This is a genomic window from Gardnerella sp. DNF00571G (assembly GCF_049262695.1).
GTDB lineage: Bacteria > Actinomycetota > Actinomycetes > Actinomycetales > Bifidobacteriaceae > Bifidobacterium > Bifidobacterium piotii.
Genome location: NZ_CP058396.1, coordinates 975289 through 994705, shown reverse-complemented (window position 1 = coordinate 994705; position 19417 = coordinate 975289). Strand labels below are relative to the sequence as shown.

14 protein-coding genes, 3 tRNA genes and 1 riboswitch are annotated in these 19417 nt (G+C 41.8%); of the genes, 11 read left to right on the top strand and 6 right to left on the bottom strand.

The window, feature by feature from the left end:
* Positions 1-316: 316 nt before the first annotated feature.
* Positions 317-390: transfer RNA gene (locus HXT30_RS04145), tRNA-Lys, on the bottom strand.
* 144 nt (positions 391-534) lie between these two features.
* Between HXT30_RS04145 and xseA the strand changes: the two genes are divergently transcribed.
* From xseA to murI, 5 genes are all read left to right on the top strand, one after another.
* A complete protein-coding gene (gene xseA / locus HXT30_RS04140) occupies positions 535-1896 on the top strand; it encodes an exodeoxyribonuclease VII large subunit (RefSeq protein ID WP_422111363.1) in 1362 nt (453 codons plus the stop codon).
* A 106-nt stretch (positions 1897-2002) separates the two neighbouring features.
* Positions 2003-2314, top strand: coding sequence for an exodeoxyribonuclease VII small subunit (locus HXT30_RS04135; RefSeq protein ID WP_004132640.1), 312 nt, complete (start codon positions 2003-2005; stop codon positions 2312-2314).
* Between the two features lie 110 nt (positions 2315-2424).
* Positions 2425-2497, top strand: a tRNA-Arg gene (locus HXT30_RS04130).
* 261 nt (positions 2498-2758) lie between these two features.
* Entirely contained in the window at positions 2759-6169 is a 3411-nt protein-coding gene (gene ileS / locus HXT30_RS04125; protein WP_422111362.1) for a mupirocin-resistant isoleucine--tRNA ligase, read from the top strand.
* Between the two features lie 701 nt (positions 6170-6870).
* Complete coding sequence (gene murI / locus HXT30_RS04120; RefSeq protein ID WP_422111361.1) at positions 6871-7653, top strand: glutamate racemase; 783 nt, start codon at positions 6871-6873, stop codon at positions 7651-7653.
* 45 nt (positions 7654-7698) lie between these two features.
* Here the strand turns inward: murI and HXT30_RS04115 are convergent, their stop codons facing one another.
* Positions 7699-8325: a vitamin K epoxide reductase family protein gene (locus tag HXT30_RS04115; RefSeq protein ID WP_422111360.1), complete on the bottom strand. Its 627-nt coding sequence runs from the start codon at positions 8323-8325 to the stop codon at positions 7699-7701.
* Between the two features lie 78 nt (positions 8326-8403).
* Here HXT30_RS04115 and HXT30_RS04110 point away from each other — a divergent pair, with 78 nt between their 5' ends.
* Positions 8404-9300: a PHP domain-containing protein gene (locus HXT30_RS04110; RefSeq protein WP_016787355.1), complete on the top strand. Its 897-nt coding sequence runs from the start codon at positions 8404-8406 to the stop codon at positions 9298-9300.
* A gap of 69 nt (positions 9301-9369) precedes the next feature.
* Here HXT30_RS04110 and HXT30_RS04105 read toward each other — a convergent pair whose 3' ends face one another.
* Entirely contained in the window at positions 9370-9594 is a 225-nt protein-coding gene (locus tag HXT30_RS04105) for a DUF3107 domain-containing protein (RefSeq protein WP_004130375.1), read from the bottom strand.
* A 9-nt stretch (positions 9595-9603) separates the two neighbouring features.
* Positions 9604-11172 carry a phosphotransferase gene (locus HXT30_RS04100; RefSeq protein ID WP_422111359.1) on the bottom strand — a complete coding sequence of 523 codons (1569 nt, stop codon included), beginning with the start codon at positions 11170-11172 and terminating at the stop codon, positions 9604-9606.
* A gap of 150 nt (positions 11173-11322) precedes the next feature.
* Between HXT30_RS04100 and HXT30_RS04095 the strand changes: the two genes are divergently transcribed.
* Positions 11323-12963, top strand: coding sequence for an ATP-dependent helicase (locus HXT30_RS04095; RefSeq protein WP_421778827.1), 1641 nt, complete (start codon positions 11323-11325; stop codon positions 12961-12963).
* Between the two features lie 53 nt (positions 12964-13016).
* On the opposite strand, the gene HXT30_RS04090 is transcribed toward HXT30_RS04095, so the two are convergent.
* A complete protein-coding gene (locus HXT30_RS04090; protein ID WP_415701774.1) occupies positions 13017-14810 on the bottom strand; it encodes a zinc-dependent metalloprotease in 1794 nt (597 codons plus the stop codon).
* A 236-nt stretch (positions 14811-15046) separates the two neighbouring features.
* Here HXT30_RS04090 and HXT30_RS04085 point away from each other — a divergent pair, with 236 nt between their 5' ends.
* The gene (locus tag HXT30_RS04085; protein WP_422111358.1) at positions 15047-15976 is read left to right on the top strand and encodes a PDZ domain-containing protein; all 930 of its coding nucleotides are present in this window, start codon (positions 15047-15049) and stop codon (positions 15974-15976) included.
* On the opposite strand, the gene HXT30_RS04080 is transcribed toward HXT30_RS04085, so the two are convergent.
* Positions 15967-16040: transfer RNA gene (locus tag HXT30_RS04080), tRNA-Val, on the bottom strand. The genes HXT30_RS04085 and HXT30_RS04080 overlap by 10 nt on opposite strands.
* A gap of 163 nt (positions 16041-16203) precedes the next feature.
* On the opposite strand from HXT30_RS04080, the gene HXT30_RS04075 reads away from it, so the two are divergent.
* The 3 genes from HXT30_RS04075 (at position 16204) to HXT30_RS04065 (ending at position 19259) form a co-directional block, all read left to right on the top strand.
* The gene (locus HXT30_RS04075; protein ID WP_422111357.1) at positions 16204-17607 is read left to right on the top strand and encodes a DivIVA domain-containing protein; all 1404 of its coding nucleotides are present in this window, start codon (positions 16204-16206) and stop codon (positions 17605-17607) included.
* A gap of 54 nt (positions 17608-17661) precedes the next feature.
* Positions 17662-18414: a DNA repair protein RecO gene (gene recO, locus HXT30_RS04070; protein WP_020973338.1), complete on the top strand. Its 753-nt coding sequence runs from the start codon at positions 17662-17664 to the stop codon at positions 18412-18414.
* An 86-nt stretch (positions 18415-18500) separates the two neighbouring features.
* Positions 18501-18602: riboswitch (TPP riboswitch) on the top strand.
* A gap of 36 nt (positions 18603-18638) precedes the next feature.
* Positions 18639-19259: an ECF transporter S component gene (locus HXT30_RS04065; RefSeq protein WP_422111356.1), complete on the top strand. Its 621-nt coding sequence runs from the start codon at positions 18639-18641 to the stop codon at positions 19257-19259.
* The last annotated feature ends 158 nt before the right edge of the window (positions 19260-19417 follow it).

The following is a 19417-nucleotide window of genomic DNA, read 5'->3' as shown; positions in this document are numbered from 1 at the left end:
TGAAGATATTAGCTAAGGCTTAGAAAAGACCCCATGAGGAAACTCGTGGGGTCTTTTTGTATTCTATTGAAGAATTGCACATAGATCGTTGTGTGTCGTTTTGTGTGTCGTTTTGTGTTCTTTGAATTTTTATCTTTTTATAATCATCGCAAAATGTTTACTTTTGTGTTTTAAGCGTTATTGTGCAAATGAAGAAAGCGCCTCTAATATTCAGATTTTTGTTGGAATACAGGAAGAAATCATATATGAATCATATTTGTGTAATTAAAAATCTAAATACGAAAAAACCCAAGCCGCAAAGCTTGGGTTTTGTTTGTGCCCCCTCAGGGATTCGAACCCTGGACACGCTGATTAAGAGTCAGCTGCTCTAGCCAACTGAGCTAAAGGGGCGTTGGCGTTTTCTTGAGCCGAGTAATAACTATACTCAGAATCGCTTTATTTGCAAGTTACGGCGTGTCGTGTTTTGTGTGCTTTAGGTGCTTGTTGCGAATCTTTTAAACTTTTGTTGTCCATCTTCTAAAAGAAACTTGGTATATGCCTTTGCTAAATATGACGCTTTTTAACCACGATTCTGGCGATTCTAAAAATAACAACGTTAATCAAAATGAAGTTAGCCAGAATAATGCTAGTCAAAATGTTTACGACAGCCAAAGCAGTACTACACAGCGCACGCTACCTTTGCGTGCAAGCGAAACAAGTGCAGAAAATCCTTGGCCAGTAAGCGTTATAAGCCAAAAGTTCCATGGTGCTGTAGAAAAGTGGCCTGCGGCTTGGGTAGAAGGTCAGATTGTTGAAATCAACATGAGAAGGTCTACGTCTGGCTACGTAACGCTTAGAGATAGCAACGAAGACGTTTCAATCTCCATAATGGGCTTTAGCAAGTTTGTTCAGCAAGCGAAAGATTTGCGGCAGGGCGATAGGGTAGTTGTTCACGGCAAGGCAGATATTTGGGTAAAAGCAACACGATTGAGCTTTGTTGCCGACGAAATTAGGCGTGTTGGTGCTGGCGACTTAAAAGCGCAAATAGATGAGTTGCGCAAAAAGCTTAAAGGCGAGGGCTTGTTCGACGCGGAAAATAAGGTGCCGCTTCCCGAGTTTCCAAAGTGCATTGGTCTGGTGTGTGCGCCTCAAGCTCGCGCAGAGGGCGATGTTATTACAAACGTCAATTTGCGCTGGCCTGTAACGCGTTTTAAGGTGGTTCACGCGCATGTTCAGGGTGTGCAATGCCCAGCGGACGTTATTGCGGCCATTAAGCAGCTAGACGCCGACCCAGAGGTTGATGTGATTATTGTTGCGCGCGGTGGCGGCAGCTTTGAGGATTTGATTGGATTTTCGGACGAAGGTGTGGTTCGTGCTACGGCTGCTTGCGTAACTCCGATTGTTTCTGCGATTGGTCACGAAGACGATTGGACTCTTATTGATTTGGCGGCAGATATGCGCGCCTCTACGCCTACAGACGCAGCAAAGCGCGTTGTTCCAGATGTTAACGAGCAATGGCAGTTAATTGATAACGCCTTGCAACACGCGCGCATGAGGATTTCTGCGCGAGTTAGCAACGAGATTCAGCTTATTGAGGGATATGCGAATAGGCCAAGTATTACTCAGCCAACCACTATGTTGGAGCCGCATGAGTTGTTTGTTCAGCAAGCAATTGAACGCATGAGACATGGTTTGGTGCGGTTGCTGGACGACGCTAGTTTGACTGTTGAAAAGGCACATGCCAGCATTACAGCTCTTAGTCCGCAATCAACGCTTAATCGCGGTTACGCGGTTGTGCAAATTAGCGGCGGGAAAGTGTTGGACGATTCTAGTCGTGTAAAAACTGGCGACGATATAACAGTTACTCTTAAAAGTGGCTTGATCACAGCTAATGTTACATCTGTAGAAAAGTCGTAAAGTTGTAAAGTCGTAAAATCTAAATATCTTAAAAATAAAAACGCAAAAATCTTAAATAAAAAATCTTAAATAAAAAATCTTAAATAAAAATTAGAAAAGGATGATTATGAGTGACGAAACTACGCGCGCAAATGGTGCAAAAGTTGATGCGATTAGCACGCTTAGCAGCGAAGAGCGAGCTGCGATTGACGCAATGCCTTACGAAGAGGCGCGCGAAAAGCTCGTGCAAGCTGTTAAAGCGCTTGAGGCTGGCGGTTTGACTTTAGATCAGTCTATGCATCAATGGGAGCTTGGAGAGGCGTTAGCAAAGCGTGCGCAGGGCTTGCTTGCATCGGTTCGCGCTAAGCTTGATGCTGCTCAAGCGGAGCAGTCTGCTACGGCTGCAACTGCTGGAACGCAATCAAATCTTGAATCTTGAGCATGTTATAGCGCGTAAACCACGCTATAGTGTATAATTGCCATTTGTTGCTTTGCAAGAAGCGTGCGCATGTTTCGTTTTGCGTGTTGCGCGCTGCAATCAACTAAACTGCCTCGGTAGCTCAGTGGATAGAGCACCACTCTCCTAAAGTGGGTGTCGTCAGTTCGATTCTGATTCGGGGCACTTTTCTTTCCCCAATGTTAGGGGATAGTGTTAGATTATTTCTAACTTAAGCGATGATCCGTTATCGGCGGGGAGTTTTCGGAAGAACGGCGAGGATTCGTAAGATTCTTGCTTATTAGAACCGACGGGGTTGGCCCGCATAGCCAAACACGAGAGGCTGCAAGAGTTGTATAAGCATTTTTGCAGCAAGCGAGGTGGTACCGCGGCAGTAACTGTCGTCCTCGCAGGGAAATATTCACCCTGTTGAGCGAGGAGAGCACAGTGAGCGAATCCACTAGTCCAGCCGCAAACGCATCCGAAAATACGTCTACAAATAACGTATATCCAAAGGCAAGTGTTTCTGTATCAACGCAAGAAAACGCTGGCGCGCAAGTTGCACCAAATCCTTCCTTCCCAAAGCTTGAAGAGTCCGTTCTTCAATATTGGGATGCAAATAACACTTTCCGCAAGTCAATCGAATATCGCCCGTCTGGCAAGGGTAGCCAGAACGAGTTCGTGTTCTTCGACGGCCCTCCATTCGCAAACGGTCTTCCTCACTACGGTCACCTTCTTACAGGTTATGCAAAAGACGTTGTTCCGCGCTATCAAACCATGCGCGGACGCAAAGTAAACCGCGTTTTTGGTTGGGATACTCACGGTCTTCCAGCAGAGTTGGAAGCGCAGAAGGAACTTGGCATTGAGTCGGTTGATCAAATCGAAAAAATGGGCATCGCAAAGTTCAACGATGCTTGCCGTGCTAGCGTTTTAAAGTACACGAACGAGTGGCAAAACTACGTACATCGTCAGGCTCGCTGGGTTGATTTCGAGCGCGGCTACAAAACGCTGAATATTCCATATATGGAATCCGTAATGTGGGCGTTTAAGCAGCTTTACGATAAGGGCTTGGCTTACAAGGGCTACCGCGTTCTTCCGTACTGCCCAAAGGACCAGACTCCACTTAGCGCTCACGAGCTTCGTATGGATGCGGATGTGTACCAAAACCGCCAGGATACCACTGTTTCCGTTGCTGTTAAGCTTCGAGACGAAGATGACGCTTACGCAGTATTCTGGACCACCACTCCTTGGACAGTTCCAACAAACTTCGCAATCGTAGTTGGCGCAGACATTGACTACGTGGAAGTTCGTCCAACTGAAGGCAAATTCGCAGGCAAAAAGTTCTACATTGGTAAGCCTTTGCTTGGATCTTACACTAAGGAACTTGGCGAAAACTACGAGGTTGTGCGCGAGCTTAAGGGCGCTGAAATGGCTGGCTGGCGCTACTACCCAGTGTTCCCATACTTTGCTGGCGAATCTGCGCTCGCTGAGGGCGGCACTCCAGGTCCTAATGCTTTTACGATTTTCACTGCAGATTATGTAGACACTGCAGAAGGTACTGGCCTTGTTCACCAGGCTCCTTACGGCGAGGACGATATGAACACGCTTAACGCGCACGAGATTCGCAGCGTTGACGTGCTCGACGCAGGATGCAAGTTTACAAGTGATTGCCCAGATTACGAAGGCTTGTACGTTTTCGATGCCAACTTGCCAATTTTGCGCAACTTGCGTGCAGGAGACGGTCCGCTTGCTCAAATGCCAGAAGATCAGCGCGCGTTGCTATTCCAAGAAAAAAGCTACGTGCACAGCTATCCTCATTGCTGGCGTTGCGCAACTCCGCTTATTTACAAGCCTGTTTCTAGCTGGTTTGTTTCTGTTACAAAGATTAAGAAGCGCTTGCTTGAGCTTAATCAGCAGATTAATTGGATTCCTGGAAACGTTAAAGACGGCCAGTTCGGTAAATGGCTTTCTAACGCTCGCGATTGGTCGATTAGCCGTAATCGCTTCTGGGGTTCGCCAATCCCAGTGTGGGTGAGTGACGATCCAAAGTATCCGCGCGTAGACGTGTATGGCTCTTTGGATGAGCTTAAGGCTGATTTTGGCGACTATCCTCGCGACGACGATGGCAATGTGAATATGCATCGCCCATATATCGATCGCCTTACTCGACCAAACCCAGACGATCCTACTGGAAAGTCGCAAATGCACCGCATTACGGACGTTCTTGATTGCTGGTTTGAGTCTGGTTCTATGCCTTTTGCACAGTTCCATTATCCTTTTGAAAATAAGGACTTCTTCGAAGAGCACTTCCCATGCGATTACATCGTTGAATACATTGGTCAGACTCGCGGATGGTTCTACACACTTCACATTATGGCCACGGCTCTATTTGATCGCCCAGCTTTTAAGAACGTGATTTGCCACGGCATTGTGCTTGGTTCCGACGGTCAGAAGATGAGTAAGCATTTGCGCAACTACCCAGATGTTAATGGCGTTTTCAACGAATACGGTTCGGACGCAATGCGATGGTTCCTTATGTCTTCGCCAATTTTGCGCGGTGGCAATTTGATTGTTACTGCAGACGGCATTAGGGATACGGTTCGTCAGGTTATGCTTCCAGTTTGGAGCTCTTACTACTTCTTCACTTTGTATGCTAACGCTGCAAACGGTGGCAAGGGCTACGATGCTCGCATGCTTCGCGCGGACGAGGTTGCAAGCCTTTGTAACATGGATCGCTACTTGCTTGCTCGCACGCGTTTGCTTGTTGAGCGCGTAGAAAAGTGCTTGAACGAGTTTGCGATTAGCGATGCTTGCGCTGCAGTTAGCGACTTTATTGACGTTCTTACTAACTGGTATATTCGCGGCAGCCGTGACCGCTTCTGGAATGAAGACGAGACTGCTTTTAACACGCTTTACACTGTGTTGGAAGTGTTTATGCGCACGATTTCCCCTCTTGCTCCTATGGAAGCGGAGGCTGTGTGGCGAGGTCTTACTGGCGGCGAATCCGTGCATTTGGCTGATTGGCCTTATTTGGTTGAGCCGCAAATGCTTTCAGATGGCGAGAAGAACCCTAAGGCTGGCGAAGTCACTGAGCTTGGTGCTGTTCTTGCTCACGACGATGCTTTGGTTGCTGCTATGGATAAGGTTCGCGAGGTTGTTTCTTCTACGCTTTCGTTGCGTAAGGCGGAGCAGTTACGTGTGCGCCAGCCGTTAGCAAACTTGACAGTTGTTGCAGAAAATACTGATGCTGTTGAGCCTTACGAGCAGGTTCTTGAGCGCGAGCTTAATGTTAAGAATGTTACATTCTGCACTTTGGAAGACGCAGGCGACCACGGTTTGAAGATTGTTCACGAGCTTAAGGTGAATGCGCGCGCAGCTGGTCCTCGTTTGGGTAAGCAGGTGCAATTTGCTATTAAGGCTTCGAAGAGTGGCGATTGGCGTGTTGACGGCTCTGGTGTTCCTGTTGTTAATACTCCAAACGGCGAAGTTGCGCTTGAACAAGGCGAATATGAGCTTGTAAATCGCGTTGAGTCTTCGGATGCTCAAGTTGCTGCAAATACTGCTTCTGCTGCAATGCCAACTGGTGGCTTTGTTATGCTAGATACTGCTTTGACTAGCGATTTGCTTGCGGAAGGTTACGCTCGCGACGCTATTCGCGCTGTTCAAGATGCTCGCAAGGAGAACGGTTTGGATATTAGCGACCGAATCGCTTTGACTTTGAGCGTGCCAGCTGTGGACGTTGCTAAAGTTAATCAGTTCCGTGACTTGATTGCCGAAGAGACTTTAGCTACAAGCTTAGAAGTTACTGAGGCTGATTCTAGCGCAACTGAGCTTAGCGTAACTGTTAAGCGTGCGTAAAAGCTAAGTATTGTATAGTGTGCCTTCGCGTTATGTAGTTAGCGCGGAGGCAATTTTATTTTGGATATATAAGCAATTAGGCATTTATTTGTTTTGTGGCGTGCGTTTTGTTTGTCTTCGGATTTCGACTAAGTGTAGGCGAAATCGGGGTCGCGCTTGCGTGGAAAGCGTATTAGCTTTCCACTTTGAGCAAGCGCTATCGCTCTGTTCCTCACGGCTATTAGTAGCCGTTCGGCTGATTTGGCACATAAAGTCCACTGGACTTTATGCTTGAGCCAAATCACGCTTTGAAGGAGCTTGAAATGCGTTGTGCAATTTCAAGCTCAGTCAAAGCGCCCATGCAAGTCGATTCGCGCTACGCTCTAAGCGAAAAGTGAGGCAATGCGACACTCCGATTTCCATACCTTCCTATAGATTTGTTATAACAACAGTACAAATTTACTCATGTTTGTATTTGTCAGTTTTATAAGAAAACATGCAACACTTTGGGCATAAATTCGCCATTGCATTAGTGGGGACGCTCCATATGTGCGCAGCGCAGTGGGCATTGGTAAACTCGTGGTACTTAGCTACTAGGTTTATCTCTGCCACTGCTTGCGTTTCACTAAGAATTTCTACACGCGCAACCTTATTGACTCCGTTTTGTAAAGCTTATGTTTGTGCTAAAAAGTAACATAATAAGAGTCTATTAGGAGGTTTTTATGACTTCATGCGCTCCAATTGGTGTGTTTGACTCAGGGCTTGGTGGCATTTCTGTAGTTCGTCAACTTCACGCATCTATGCCTAATGAGCGCATTGTTTATTTTGGCGACTCTGCAAACGCGCCTTATGGCATAAAAACTCCTCAAGAAGTTCGAGATCTTAGTTTTAAGATTGTTGAGCATTTTGCAAGTCTTAATGTTAAAGCTGTTGTAATTGCTTGCAATACTGCCACTTCTGCTGCTGTAAAAGATTTGCGCGCACATTACAATATGCCGATTATTGGCATGGAGCCTGCTCTTAAGCTTGCTTGCGATTTGGGTGGCGGCAAGCCTCAGCGCGTAATCGTTGCAGCTACGCCTTTAACTCTTAGAGAGCGCAAGTTTGCAGAACTTATGAATCGTTTTACGCAAAATCACAAGATTTTTTCTAGACCGTGCCCAGATTTGGTAGAAATTGTGGAAAATGGCGATTTAGGCAATAAAAATATTGTTATGAGCGCTTTGCACAAATATTTTGATTCTTACGATTTAACGAATATTGATTCAGTTGTTTTAGGATGCACTCATTTTGTGTTTTATAAAAGCTACTTCCGTGAGTTTTTGCCTGATTGCGTGAAGATTGTAGACGGTAATGATGGCACTATTCACCATCTTAAAAGCGTTTTAGAGTCTAGCGATTTGCTTGCGCCAATCGAAAATAGTGGAAGCGTTCTGCTTACTAACTCCGATTCAAGTAATCGTATTGCTAAGCTATCTCAATCGTTACTTAATGGTGATTTCTGATTGAAAATTAAATTGCGACTTATTACTTGCGACTTTACTTGCGACTTAAGCAAATATGGCATTTCCGTATTTGCCTAAAATAAGCAATACAAGAGTAAAAATCCAAAGCAAATCCACAATTAAATCGTAATTTAGTCGGTAGTAAGCGCTTAAAATCTTATTTTTTAATCCAATCTCTTGCACACTAAATGTTGCGTGTGTAAGTGACATAAATTGCAAAGTTGTGCAAAACATTAAAACAAGGCACCATGGGCAAAGAATTTGTATAACAAACATAGATTGCGTAAACAGCCAATAAGCGTACAAGAGTGCGCATAATCCACCAATCCAGCTAAAAGTTGCTAGCCATTTTGGAAGTTTTACTTTTGCTATTCCAACTACAGCAAGCGTTACGAAAACGCTTTCTGCTGCAATTCCAAAGAAAGCATTAGGGAAGCTTAGTTCGCCAAATCTTATGAATTCCGCTTGCCAAGATTGAGCCACTTTAGAGCACGAAACAACGGTGTTTACGTCGCATCCAAGCGCTTTGTGCGGTGCGCGTGCAAGAGCTAAAGTTTCGGAAGAAAGTATTAGCGATGTTAAAAGTGCAATTGCGGATGAAATAAGCATAATCATGTAAACCCAAGCGGCAGAATGTCGCCAAGAATTCATGCGATTATTGTGGTTACCCATAAACACTCCTCAAAGCGCTAATGTATTTAGATATTGTTTAGACTTAAAACGTTACATGCCACAGTTTACGATAATTATATGACTGTAATAGGTAGTAGTGCGAATAACGATTTTAATTTGGATTCTAAATCGCAAGATTTAGGGTGGGATTTGCATTGTCATACTTTATATTCCGATGGCACTAAAACTCCAAAAGAATTAGTAGATGAAGCTAAAAATCTTGGTCTTAGTGGAGTAGCTATTAGCGATCATGATACTACTGCTGGTTGGCATGATTTTGAAGAAGCTGCTAAAAACGCTGATTTTCCAGTTATTTTTGGATCAGAGATAACATCTGTAGAGGGGAATATATCGGTTCACATGCTTGCTTATAACTACAATCCAAATGACGAGTGCATTAATGAAATGTTTGCAACTACAAGAAAACGCCGATTGGAACGCACGCGCAAAATGGTTGACCTTATGTCGCACGATTTTCCGATTACTTGGCAAGATGTTCTTGCTCAAGCAGGACAAGGTGAGCTAACTACGATTGGTCGCCCGCATATTGCAGACGCTCTTGTTGCTGCAGGCGTTTTTGAAACAAGGTCGCAAGCTTTTGCAGGTCCTGTTGCTCCACGCGGCCCATACTACATTCCAACGCCATCTCCAAGTGTTGATGAAGTTATTAAAGTTATTAAACACGCTGGGGGAGTAAGCGTTATTGCACATCCTGCGGATTATAGCAGGAATCTTGTTATTCTTTCGGACTCTCAAATAGAACACTATGCAAGCGTTGGTCTTAATGGATTAGAAGTATATCATCGTGGAAACTCTTTAACGCAAAGACAAAGACTATTGGAGTTAGCAAAAGACTTGAATTTGCTTGTTACTGGTGGCTCCGATTGGCATGGAAGTGGCAAGCCAAATAAAATCGGAGAAGAAACAACAAGTTGCAATGTTGTTTCTAAAATCCTAAATTACCAGATGAATTAAAATTGCGCTGTTAAAACGTTATAAACGTGTTAAGTGTTCTAGCAGTGTTCTAGCAGCGTTCTAGCAGCGTTAAAACGCGTTAAAACCAACGGTGTGAGTTGGCGTATCTCCTATAATCGCGTATGCAAAAGAGTCTGCCATAATAAAAATTTTTCGATTGTTTTTATCTGTAAGATTAATCGCCTTTTCGTCTTTAATAGCGCTTTCAATAATGTTTTGTATATCTTGCTCGCTTTGATCGCTTTCAAAGCTAATAGTGTCTTTTACGTGCTTAACGCCAATTGTTACCTTCATTTTTATTCCTTAATTGTTTTCGCTGTTTTCGGTATTGTTTTCTAGTTTGTTTTTTGCGTCTTTAATAGCAAGTTCTGCATCTTTTAGCATTGGAATAATAATCGTTGCTGGCTTATCTGAATCTTCAGTTTTATTGCCATTATTTTCATTATTGCCATCATCTTCATTATTCTTGCTATTGGTGTCATCACTATTTTCTGCATCAGCATTATTGCTACTGTTGGATTCGTTGTTTGAATTGTTATTTGCATCGTTAGATTTACCAACGCTGCTTATAACTTGCGTTTCTAAGCCGTCTGCAATAGTGGCGGTTTTAGTGGCAGCTTCAGTGGAATTAGTGTTGTCGTTTATAGTTATAGTTTGTTCGTATGTATTATCTTTATAGTCTTTTTGATCTTCTTGCTTGAGTGTTACAACAGTTTTTTCGTTAGTAGCATCCGAAGATATAGTATCGTCTTTAACAACATCATCTTTAATAGAATTATCTTTAACAATATCGTCTTTAACAATATCTCCTACAGTAAGAGAAGACGCTGGATTTGCGCTATTATTGTTTTGATTTGCGCTTGCTGCTCTAGAATTATTTATGCGAGTAAGCTCGTGAGCAAGACGTTCCACTTGCGCTTTAAATCTCATTATTCCAGTTGTATCTGCGCGTTGCAAAGCTTGAATAAAGTCTCCAACTTGCTCCATTTGCAACCAAAGATTTGCTCGAAGCATAATCATGCTGTCTAATCTAGACCCAAGTATTCTTCCATACGCACTTAGCAAAGCGTTTCTATGCTGCTCGTTAAGCTTTGCAAAAATCCACGCTAAATCGCGAGCAGGATCGTTGATTTGCATGCTTTGCCAATTTGTTATAGCTGTAATCGTGGAGCCAGAAAATAGAAAATCACCATCTTTGAATCCGCCGTGAACTGGGCAAGTGTCGAATGACCACAATCCATCAGTTTCTAAAACTCTAGACCAATTGTCTGTTATTTCTGTAGGAATATGGCCTGCCTGACGCAATCTTTTAATCCAAGACGTTAATTGCGTGCGAATTTGACCAGTAGTAAAGGAAGGATAATCGCTTTTAGTTAAAAATGACGGACTTAGTCTATGAATCGCGCCTATTGCCGTTCCAGCGTTTACGCAATCATCTGTTGTAAGAAGACTTAATTCTCTTGCATTTCCGTTTAGATGATTACAAATAAGTACTGTTGGATTGTTAAAATCAGCTTCTCCTATGGAGCCAAAATGTAATTCGCTTTGACTTTGATTATTAGTAGAATCTTGTTGATTTGCTTGGTTTTGCTGGTTAGTTTGATTTGCCTTATTTGAAAGCGACCCAGGAACAAACTTAAGCATTTCTTCGTGAGCAAATCCAAGAGCCGCAAGCCCCTTAGTTTTTTGCAATACCCATGCTGCTCGTGCTCTGTCGTGCAAACGTTTTTGACCTTTAGTGTTAGAGCTAACAAAAATGTCGTAAAGGCTGCCCGAAACGTCTTGAATAACAGCGTGAGATATGCCAGCAGCGGCATCGGTGGCGTTTGCCTGCTCGCTTTGGCGCGTTCCGGCGAATTGTACTTCTGGCATGACCGATGAGGCCAGCGCTACCAACTTGAATCTGCTTATCTGTGTCACAGTTCAACATTAATACAAAGCAACGAGATATAGCTAAATAGCCTTTAACCACATTAGCGTTTTATGCTTTTATTTTTCTTTAATTGTTGTAACAATAGAATTATGATTTCTACTCAAGAGTCTTTAGAAAGCAAAAAGCGCGAATCTAACGAAAATCATGGTAAAGATTATGCTCAATCTTTGCTAGAAGGTTTAGATGATTCTCAACGCAAAGCAGCAATGGCGTTACAAGGGCCAGTGCGCATTACTGCATGCGCTGGAGCAGGTAAGACTCGCACTATTACACGAAGAATCGCGTACGCGTGTGCAAAAGGAGAGTGGGACGAAAATCGCGTTTTAGCTGTTACTTTTTCTGTAAAAGCTGCTAAAGAAATGCAAAATCGCCTTAAAAAATTAGGCGTAAATAATGCAACTGTTGCAACTTTTCATTCCGCAGCTTTACAACATTTAAGACGAGTTTGGAATGACGTTTGCGAAGCTCCTTTTCCAAATATAATGGATGATCCAAAAAGCGTTACTGAGCAAGCATTAAGTCATTACACGGATTTTGCAGATATGACTTCTGCGCAAATAAGAGATATTGTTGCAGAAATCAACTGGGCAAAAGTTAGTCTTATTGCGCCAGATGATTACGCGCGCGCATATTCTTGCGTTAGTCGAGATCTTCCTGCAGCTCTAGACGTTAATCAATTTGTTGAAACATATAAAGCTTACGAGTTAGAAAAAAACACAAGGAATCTTATTGATTTTAACGATTTGCTGCTTCTTGCGTGCCACATTTTGCGTGCTTTTCCTAAAGCATGTGAGAAAATACGTAGCAAAATCGGCTGGGTTACTGTTGACGAGTATCAGGATGTTTCTCCTCTTCAACATGAGCTTCTTAAATGTTGGCTTGGCAATAATCGAAATATTTGCGTTGTCGGAGATCCTGCGCAAACGATCTATTCTTTTGCAGGAGCGAGCAGCTACGATTTACTTGAATTTCCTAACGAGTTTGCGCCGCTTTGTGCAGACATTAATCTAAATACGGATTACAGATCTACGGAACGTATTGTAGGGCTTGCTAATCGGGTTCTTTCTAAGTCTGCTTTTAGATGTGATTATTTAAGACTTGTGTCAAAAAATAAGGGTGGCGCTCGCGTTACTAAAACTGTTTACAACACGGATTACGACGAAGCTGTTGATGTTGCTCAACGAATTTATAATGCTGTTAAATCAGGCAAAGCGTGCCCTACAGATTTTGCTATTCTAACTCGCACTAATGCTCAACAGAATATATTTTGCAAAACTTTGGGTGATTTAGGAATACATTTTTCTGTTAGAAAAGATGCTGGTTTGCAGATTGATGTTTTAGAAAACAATTTTGAAGATTCAAACGCTAGCGATTTGAGTGATTCAGAAAAATACGTCGAAAGTGGCGATGCAAAAGACATTGACTTTGCAAAAGAAAGCGAAAGCGAGCGCGAAAAAGTAGATTTAATCAAAAAATCTTTACTTCCTGTAACGATTTCTACGATTCATGCATCTAAAGGCTTGGAATTTAAGCACGTGTTTTTAATCGGCTGCAGCGAAGGCTTACTGCCATTTGGAAGCGTTAATAGAACTCAAGATGCAGACGAAGAAGAGCGCAGACTTATGTATGTTGCAATAACGCGCGCAGAAGCAACCTTGCACATATCTTATGCAATTTGCAAAGACTATGGCAACGGAATGCAAAGGTCTGTAAGCCACTTTTTAGAATAAATGCATTTATGCAATTGTTCTAACGTAAATAGCTTATAAATTAGTTTGTGACTTTATTCGTCGCTTTTTTGTTGATTAGAATCTGTGCCAGAGTCTTCGCCAGAATCCTTGCCAGAGTCTTCTTCGGAGTCTTCTTTAGAGTCCGCATTAGAATCTTGGTTTGAGTCTTGCTTATTGTTCTGGGTGTCGCTGTTATTATCGCTAGATGCCAATAATTTACTTAATTCGTCGTCCCAATTAACGTCTTTAAGTTTTTGCTCTAAATCGTCACTGTTCTTAAAATCTTCTAAATCAAGCATATTCTTGCTTAATTCTTCTAGATTAACGTTTGCTAAATTATTGCTATCTGTTTGTTCAGATTCTTTTTTAGTTGTGTTATCGCTATTTTGACTATTCGTATTGTTTTGACTATTAGTGTTGTTTTCGTTATTTTCGTTGTTTTTATTGTTTTCGTTACTTTTATTTACTTTATTAGTATCGTCTTTATTATCTTCTTTATCTTTATTATCCTTAGTATCTTCTTTATCTTCGCTAAAATCTGGTAATTCTGGCAAAAGATCTGGGTGGTTCCACATAGCATCGCGTTCCTCAATGCCTTTTTCGTTTGTAATCGCATCCCACATTGCAGCAGCTTCGCGCATTGCTCTAGGACGCAACTTTAATCCAGTTAAAGCTTGGAAAGTCATTTCGGAAGGGCCGCCTGCAGCGCGTTCTCTCCTAGTCATCTCTCTAAGCTGCTCAATGTGTGGAATGTGTGCCATTCCAGCACGCCAAATAACGCAATCAACCCAACCTTCACTAAGTGCAAGAAGTGTTTCTAATCCTTTTAATGCTTGTTTTTGACCTTCTGTATCGTTTCTAGCAATATTACATAAGTCAACAGCTCCCGAAATAGACTCTGGGTTCATTCCTTCAATATCTCTAAGCTGTTCTTCCATAGCGCTTAAGTCGATAGAAATTCCAGCTGCATACTTTATTATTAGTGCTTCAAAACGAGGCATAAGCCAAGGTGCAGACGCAAACAATCGTGCGTGAGCAAGCTCTCGCAATGCTAGATAATTCATAACTTCGTTAATGTCTAATCCCCACTTTTTTGCGTAATCTATGCAATTGTAAGGAACAAGACCGCCTGCAGGGTTTTTAAGAAGTGAAATACCTTGATCAAAGCTTCCGCGAATCTCGTGAGATAAATTTCCAGCAGCATATCCTAATTGCATTGCAAAAGACGTGTTAGCAAGAAGGCTCATCATTTGTTCTGGCTTTTTTACGCCATCTGGCATAGGTATTGGCATAACGCCGTCGTATAATCCTTCTACTTCTAAGTCTTGGTCTTCTCCAAATTTTTCGGCAATAACATCCGAAAAAGCGTTACTAACCGATTTGGCAACAGGATTTGCAAACTTAATCCACGAATCTATAGTTCCATTAACCCAGTCTTCTCTTGAAAGAACATCGGGGGTTCCAGATACTGGATTTAGATTGCAATTCGCGTCTAGCCATAAGTTTGCTTCACTTAGCGCTCTTCTTGTTGCATCTGCAACTTGTGCGTTTACTGTACCGCCGTCTCCAGTTGCTTTTTGGCAAGCAAGCAATTGAGCAAGTCTTTTATTGATTGGACCTTCTTTAAGTGTTTCCGTCATCTCAAAAGGCGTGTTTAAGCCGCCATTGGCAAAGGCACTCATTAACGAATGAACTTCTTCTGGAGATGGAAGGCCTCCGTTTGAACATCTTGTAAGAATGTCATCGCGAACTTCAAAAGGAAGATTTTCAAAGTTAGACCAAGCTCTTTCTCCTTCTTCGGGGCCAAAGCAGCTAACAAGCCATTGGTGAATTTCTTCTTCGCTCATATTCAATCCTTATGAAGTTTGTACCTAAGTTAAATATATTTGCGTATATTTTATGTTTGTTTACATAGTTTTTAACTATACAGTTTTAACCACGTATAAAAGATTCTACTCGATACATGGTGATTTTTGCTAATAAATTAATAATGTGTATAACTTTTTCAAATTTTTTCAAAAACCGCATCTTGTGAGGGTTCTTAGAGTGTAGGTTATGCACATTTACATATACTATTAATTTTATGCATAATAAGATTCTTAATAAGATTACGTACGTGTTTAATAAAATCAATAAAAATATATTCACTACTCTTAAAAATACTGTTGGGGATCTTATTGAATATTTTTCCGCTAAGTCATTTAGGTATTTTGTTGGGTTATTTATTGTAGTTATGTCGATTATCGCGCTTTTTCTACCAAGTGCATACGTTGTTGAAGAACCTGGGCCAACTCAAGATGTTCTAGGAAAGTCTTTTGGAAAATATGTGATTAATGTTAAAAATGGCGCTGTTAAGAATACTGACTATAAATCTTCGTCAAAAAGTGGAAAGCTTCTTTTAGTAACAGTAAATACGTCTGGAATACCAGGTTACGAGATTCCAAATATATATGCGATTGCATCTTGGTTTGATTCTAAAAAGCAAGTTTTACCTAGAGAAGTTCTTGTTCCAGTAAATCAAAACGCAAGCGATTATAAGAAAGAAACAAATAAGCAAATGGCTTCTTCGCAATCTTCTGCGCAAGTGGCGGCTTTGGATTATGCGAAGAATCATCTTAATGTGAATGTAAAAAACGTAAAAATTAAGTTGCATATAGACGATATTGGTGGACCTTCTGCAGGCATGATGTACGCTTTGGGTATTTTGAACAAGCTTACAAACACAGATTTGGCTGGTGGAAAAATAATCGCTGGAACGGGAACCATTGATAACTCTGGGAAAGTTGGTCCGATTGGCGGTATTCGATTAAAGATGATATCTGCAAAAAGAGACGGAGCTAAATGGTTCTTAGCGCCAAACAGCAATTGCAATGAAGTTGTTGGGAATATTCCGCAAGGCTTAAAAGTTGTAAGCGTAAAAACATTGGATGACGCATACAAAGCGTTAGTAAAAATAAAGGCTGGGAAAAATCTAGATTCTTTAAGAACTTGTAAAGCGGAAAGTGGGCGATGAGGGACTCGAACCCCCGACATCCACCGTGTAAAGGTGGCGCTCTAGCCAGCTGAGCTAATCGCCCGCTTGAAACAAGATACAGTATGGTGTGTACTAGAACGTTGATTTGTGTTTTAGGCGTGTTTTGCGCATATATCATTTGCGTGTTTTGCGTGTTTTTTGTTTATGCGTCTTAACAATCGCGTAAAGTGTATTGAATACGAATCTGTTCAGGAGGTCTATTGTTTATGGCGAGTAAACCTGATACCGCGCGTAATTCTTCGGGTATTGAGCGTGTAGGTAAGCGCAAGAAGGGTTACAGCGTAGAGCAAGTTAATGATTTTCTTGAGCGTGCTCATTCTTTGTATGAATCTAGCGACATTAGTCTTACTCAAAAAGATATTCAAGACGTATCTTTCGATCTAGAAGATGAAGGATATGCCATTCCTCAAGTAGATGCTGCTCTTTCTAGATTAGAGCGTGCAGTTGTAGATAAGACTACGCAGTACGAGATTTCTAATCGCGGCAAGGTTGTTTGGAAGGCGCAAGCAGACGAAGAATATAGAGTTTTGCTTTCTCATTCCCAGCGCGATTATAAAATGCGCTTTGATTCCGCGCAATCGCGTAAGCCTTCTTACGATAAAAAACAAGTAGACAATGTTGTAAATAAGTCGCTAGATAAGATTGCTGTTCTTCTTGGATATAATCCAGTTTGGGGAAGCAGTTTAAGTGATTTAGACAAAATTGACGCAATGTTTGTTTCTAATGTTCTGTTTACTCAACGTTCTGGAAAACGAGGATATGACGAGCGTCAGGTGGATTATTATCTAAATGCTTGCGTTCGCTTATTAAGCAGACTTGAGTCTTATGATCGAGTTGCTAAGTATACAGACTTTGATCCTAGTGATTCTGTTGATTCTGCTAATTTTGGCGTTTCTGCTAAGTCTAATAATGATTTACAAGAAAATGTTGTTTCTAAAACATCTTCTGCGCCTAGTGCTGTTGAACCTAGTGCTGTTGAACCTAGTGCTGTTGAACCTAGTGCTGTTGAACCTAGTGTTGTTGCGCCTAGTGTTGTTGCGCCTAAGGCAGCTCCAGCTCCCTCTCCATTAATGCCTCCAGCAATTCCTCCATCTATTCCTGTTGAGCATCATGCACAGAAGGCGATTTTTACTCCTCACTCTGTGAGTGTTGAAGCTAGTGACGATACAGACGACGAAATGTCGCAAGCGTCTACTGTTATGCCTCCAGCATTCCCTCCGTCTTATGCTCCTAATGCTGCTTCCAACAATTTTGCTACTAACAATAATGATTTTGGAAAAGTTAAAGATGCAGAAAAGAAGGAAGATAGCGCGAATGTTGTTAGTGCGAATGCTGATGGTGTAAATAATGCAAATGCTAACAATGCAAGTAATAACAATGCAAATGATTCTAAATCCATTGGAGATTTGAATCTTTCACTTCTTGCTTCGCCTAAGTTCGAGCCTTCGCAAAGTCTTAATTTAGATATTCCAGATCTTTCGTTCCCTGTTATGAACCATTTTGACACTTCGGTTGAAGATTCTTCTCGCGAAGCAAATAATGATTCATACGATTTTGACGATACTGGCGAATCTAATTTTGGCGGATTTGTAAACCCAAATCATAATTAATAATCTATTTTTCACTTAGATTTAGGGATTATACAAGCTAAGAGTTATTGATTAATGCCGTTATATAACGATGAAGCTGTTGTTCTTAAGACTTTTCCTCTTGGGGAAGCTGATCGAGTTATTGTTATGCTCACTAAAAAGCATGGCAAGGTTCGAGCTGTTGCAAAAGGTGTAAGGCGGTTAAAATCTAGATTTGGTGGGCGCTTAGAGCCATTTATGCGAGTTAATGCACTTTTTGCAACTGGCAAAACTTTTGATGTTATTTCTCAAGCGGTTTTAGTTTCGCCTTATGCTGGTAGCATTTGTGCGGATTACAATCTGTATAGTTGTGCTAGCATGATTGCAGAGATTGCGGACGATTTAGTCTCGTCTTGCGCACAATATTCGGATTCTTGCTCACAATACAATCTTCTTATAGCTGCTTTATCTGCTCTTTCTAAAAGTTTACATAGTGCTGAATCAATCGCGCTTTCGTACGTTTTAAGAGCATTGCAATTAGCTGGATGGTCTCCTAGGTTAAATGAGTGCGTTATTTGTTCAACACGCAATGATTTAGACTATTTCTCTGCAGCTAGTGGTGGAGTTATGTGCTCTAAAGATCATGCTTTAGAGTCTATTAAGTGCAATGATTTAGCGCGTTTTCAAATGATTTCATTAATTAATGGCGATTGGCAAAATTTAGACGGAACAAGTATAGACGATTTAACATCTAAATGCGTTGAACAATGGTGTGAATATTGGTTAGAAAAGCCTATTAGATCTATGCGTTTAAGCGAAAAAAATTCTAATTCGCTGTATTTTGATTAGAGTTTCTATTATCTTAATGAGTGATTTTGTTAATTTTATGTTTGAATTTTATAAAATTTGTCCTCGCTGTCTGATGCAATATGAATGATATCAGGCACGGGTGCTCTTTTAAGAGCTGAGAAGATTACTGTCTAACCGTTTAACGTGAATCGGGTAATGCCGACGTACGGAGTTTTCTGCAGGGTCGCCTTTGTTTGATTGGTTAAAGATGAAAGGAGACCCTAATGGGTGCATCTGTTGAAGAAGAGACCGTGCGTCCATCCTTGCGCTGGAACGTGGCTGATGTTACGCTCACGGTTGTTATTGCTGTAGCTTCTGGTATTATCTTCTGGGGCATCGGCTTGATTAGTGAGCCTATTTCTGCTGCTCTTAAGCTTATTCCAGTTCCAGGCGTTAGCGCATTGTACTATGGTTTGTTCTACTTCGCTGGTCCTTTAGCTGCTATTATGGTTCGCAAGCCAGGCGCTGCACTATTCGGCGAGTTTATTGCTGCAATGGTTGAGTTGACTGTTGGTAGCCACTGGGGCGGTATTGGTACCGTTCTTCCTGGCTTTGTTCAGGGCTTGTTTGCTGAGTTTGCATTCTTGTTTGTTATGTATCGCAAGTGGAACGTTGGTTTGACTGCACTTTCTGGCGCATTAGCTGGTTTGGGTGGAATCGTTTCAACCTATCCGTTCTACTACGCAGGTGTTCCAATCTTCGGCGCATTCATGATGATTCACACACTTTGCAGCATGATTTCTGGTGCTGTAATTGGTGGTGTAGTTATGTGGTACTTGTACAAGGGTATTGCTGCTACTGGCGCATTGAGCCGTTTTGCTTCTGGCAAAGAAGTACGCGCTTAAGTCTTAACTTTTGCTAGTAAGATTTGATTTGTGGGCGGGGAATTACCTCGCCCACTTTTGTAAAGTCGCAAATAAAAGTGGCAAATAAAGTCGCAAGTTAGCAGCGCGCAAAAGTCGCAAATAAAAGTCAAAATAAAATCACAAATCACTATAAAACA

Coding starts and splice junctions, on each gene's coding strand:
- xseA (WP_422111363.1), top strand. CDS start 535: ATGCCTTTGCTAAATATGACGCTTTTTAACCACGATTCTGGCGATTCT.
- HXT30_RS04135 (WP_004132640.1), top strand. CDS start 2,003: ATGAGTGACGAAACTACGCGCGCAAATGGTGCAAAAGTTGATGCGATT.
- murI (WP_422111361.1), top strand. CDS start 6,871: ATGACTTCATGCGCTCCAATTGGTGTGTTTGACTCAGGGCTTGGTGGC.
- HXT30_RS04115 (WP_422111360.1), bottom strand. CDS start 8,325: ATGGGTAACCACAATAATCGCATGAATTCTTGGCGACATTCTGCCGCT.
- HXT30_RS04110 (WP_016787355.1), top strand. CDS start 8,404: ATGACTGTAATAGGTAGTAGTGCGAATAACGATTTTAATTTGGATTCT.
- HXT30_RS04105 (WP_004130375.1), bottom strand. CDS start 9,594: ATGAAGGTAACAATTGGCGTTAAGCACGTAAAAGACACTATTAGCTTT.
- HXT30_RS04100 (WP_422111359.1), bottom strand. CDS start 11,172: ATGCCAGAAGTACAATTCGCCGGAACGCGCCAAAGCGAGCAGGCAAAC.
- HXT30_RS04095 (WP_421778827.1), top strand. CDS start 11,323: ATGATTTCTACTCAAGAGTCTTTAGAAAGCAAAAAGCGCGAATCTAAC.
- HXT30_RS04090 (WP_415701774.1), bottom strand. CDS start 14,810: ATGAGCGAAGAAGAAATTCACCAATGGCTTGTTAGCTGCTTTGGCCCC.
- HXT30_RS04085 (WP_422111358.1), top strand. CDS start 15,047: ATGCATAATAAGATTCTTAATAAGATTACGTACGTGTTTAATAAAATC.
- HXT30_RS04075 (WP_422111357.1), top strand. CDS start 16,204: ATGGCGAGTAAACCTGATACCGCGCGTAATTCTTCGGGTATTGAGCGT.
- recO (WP_020973338.1), top strand. CDS start 17,662: ATGCCGTTATATAACGATGAAGCTGTTGTTCTTAAGACTTTTCCTCTT.
- HXT30_RS04065 (WP_422111356.1), top strand. CDS start 18,639: ATGGGTGCATCTGTTGAAGAAGAGACCGTGCGTCCATCCTTGCGCTGG.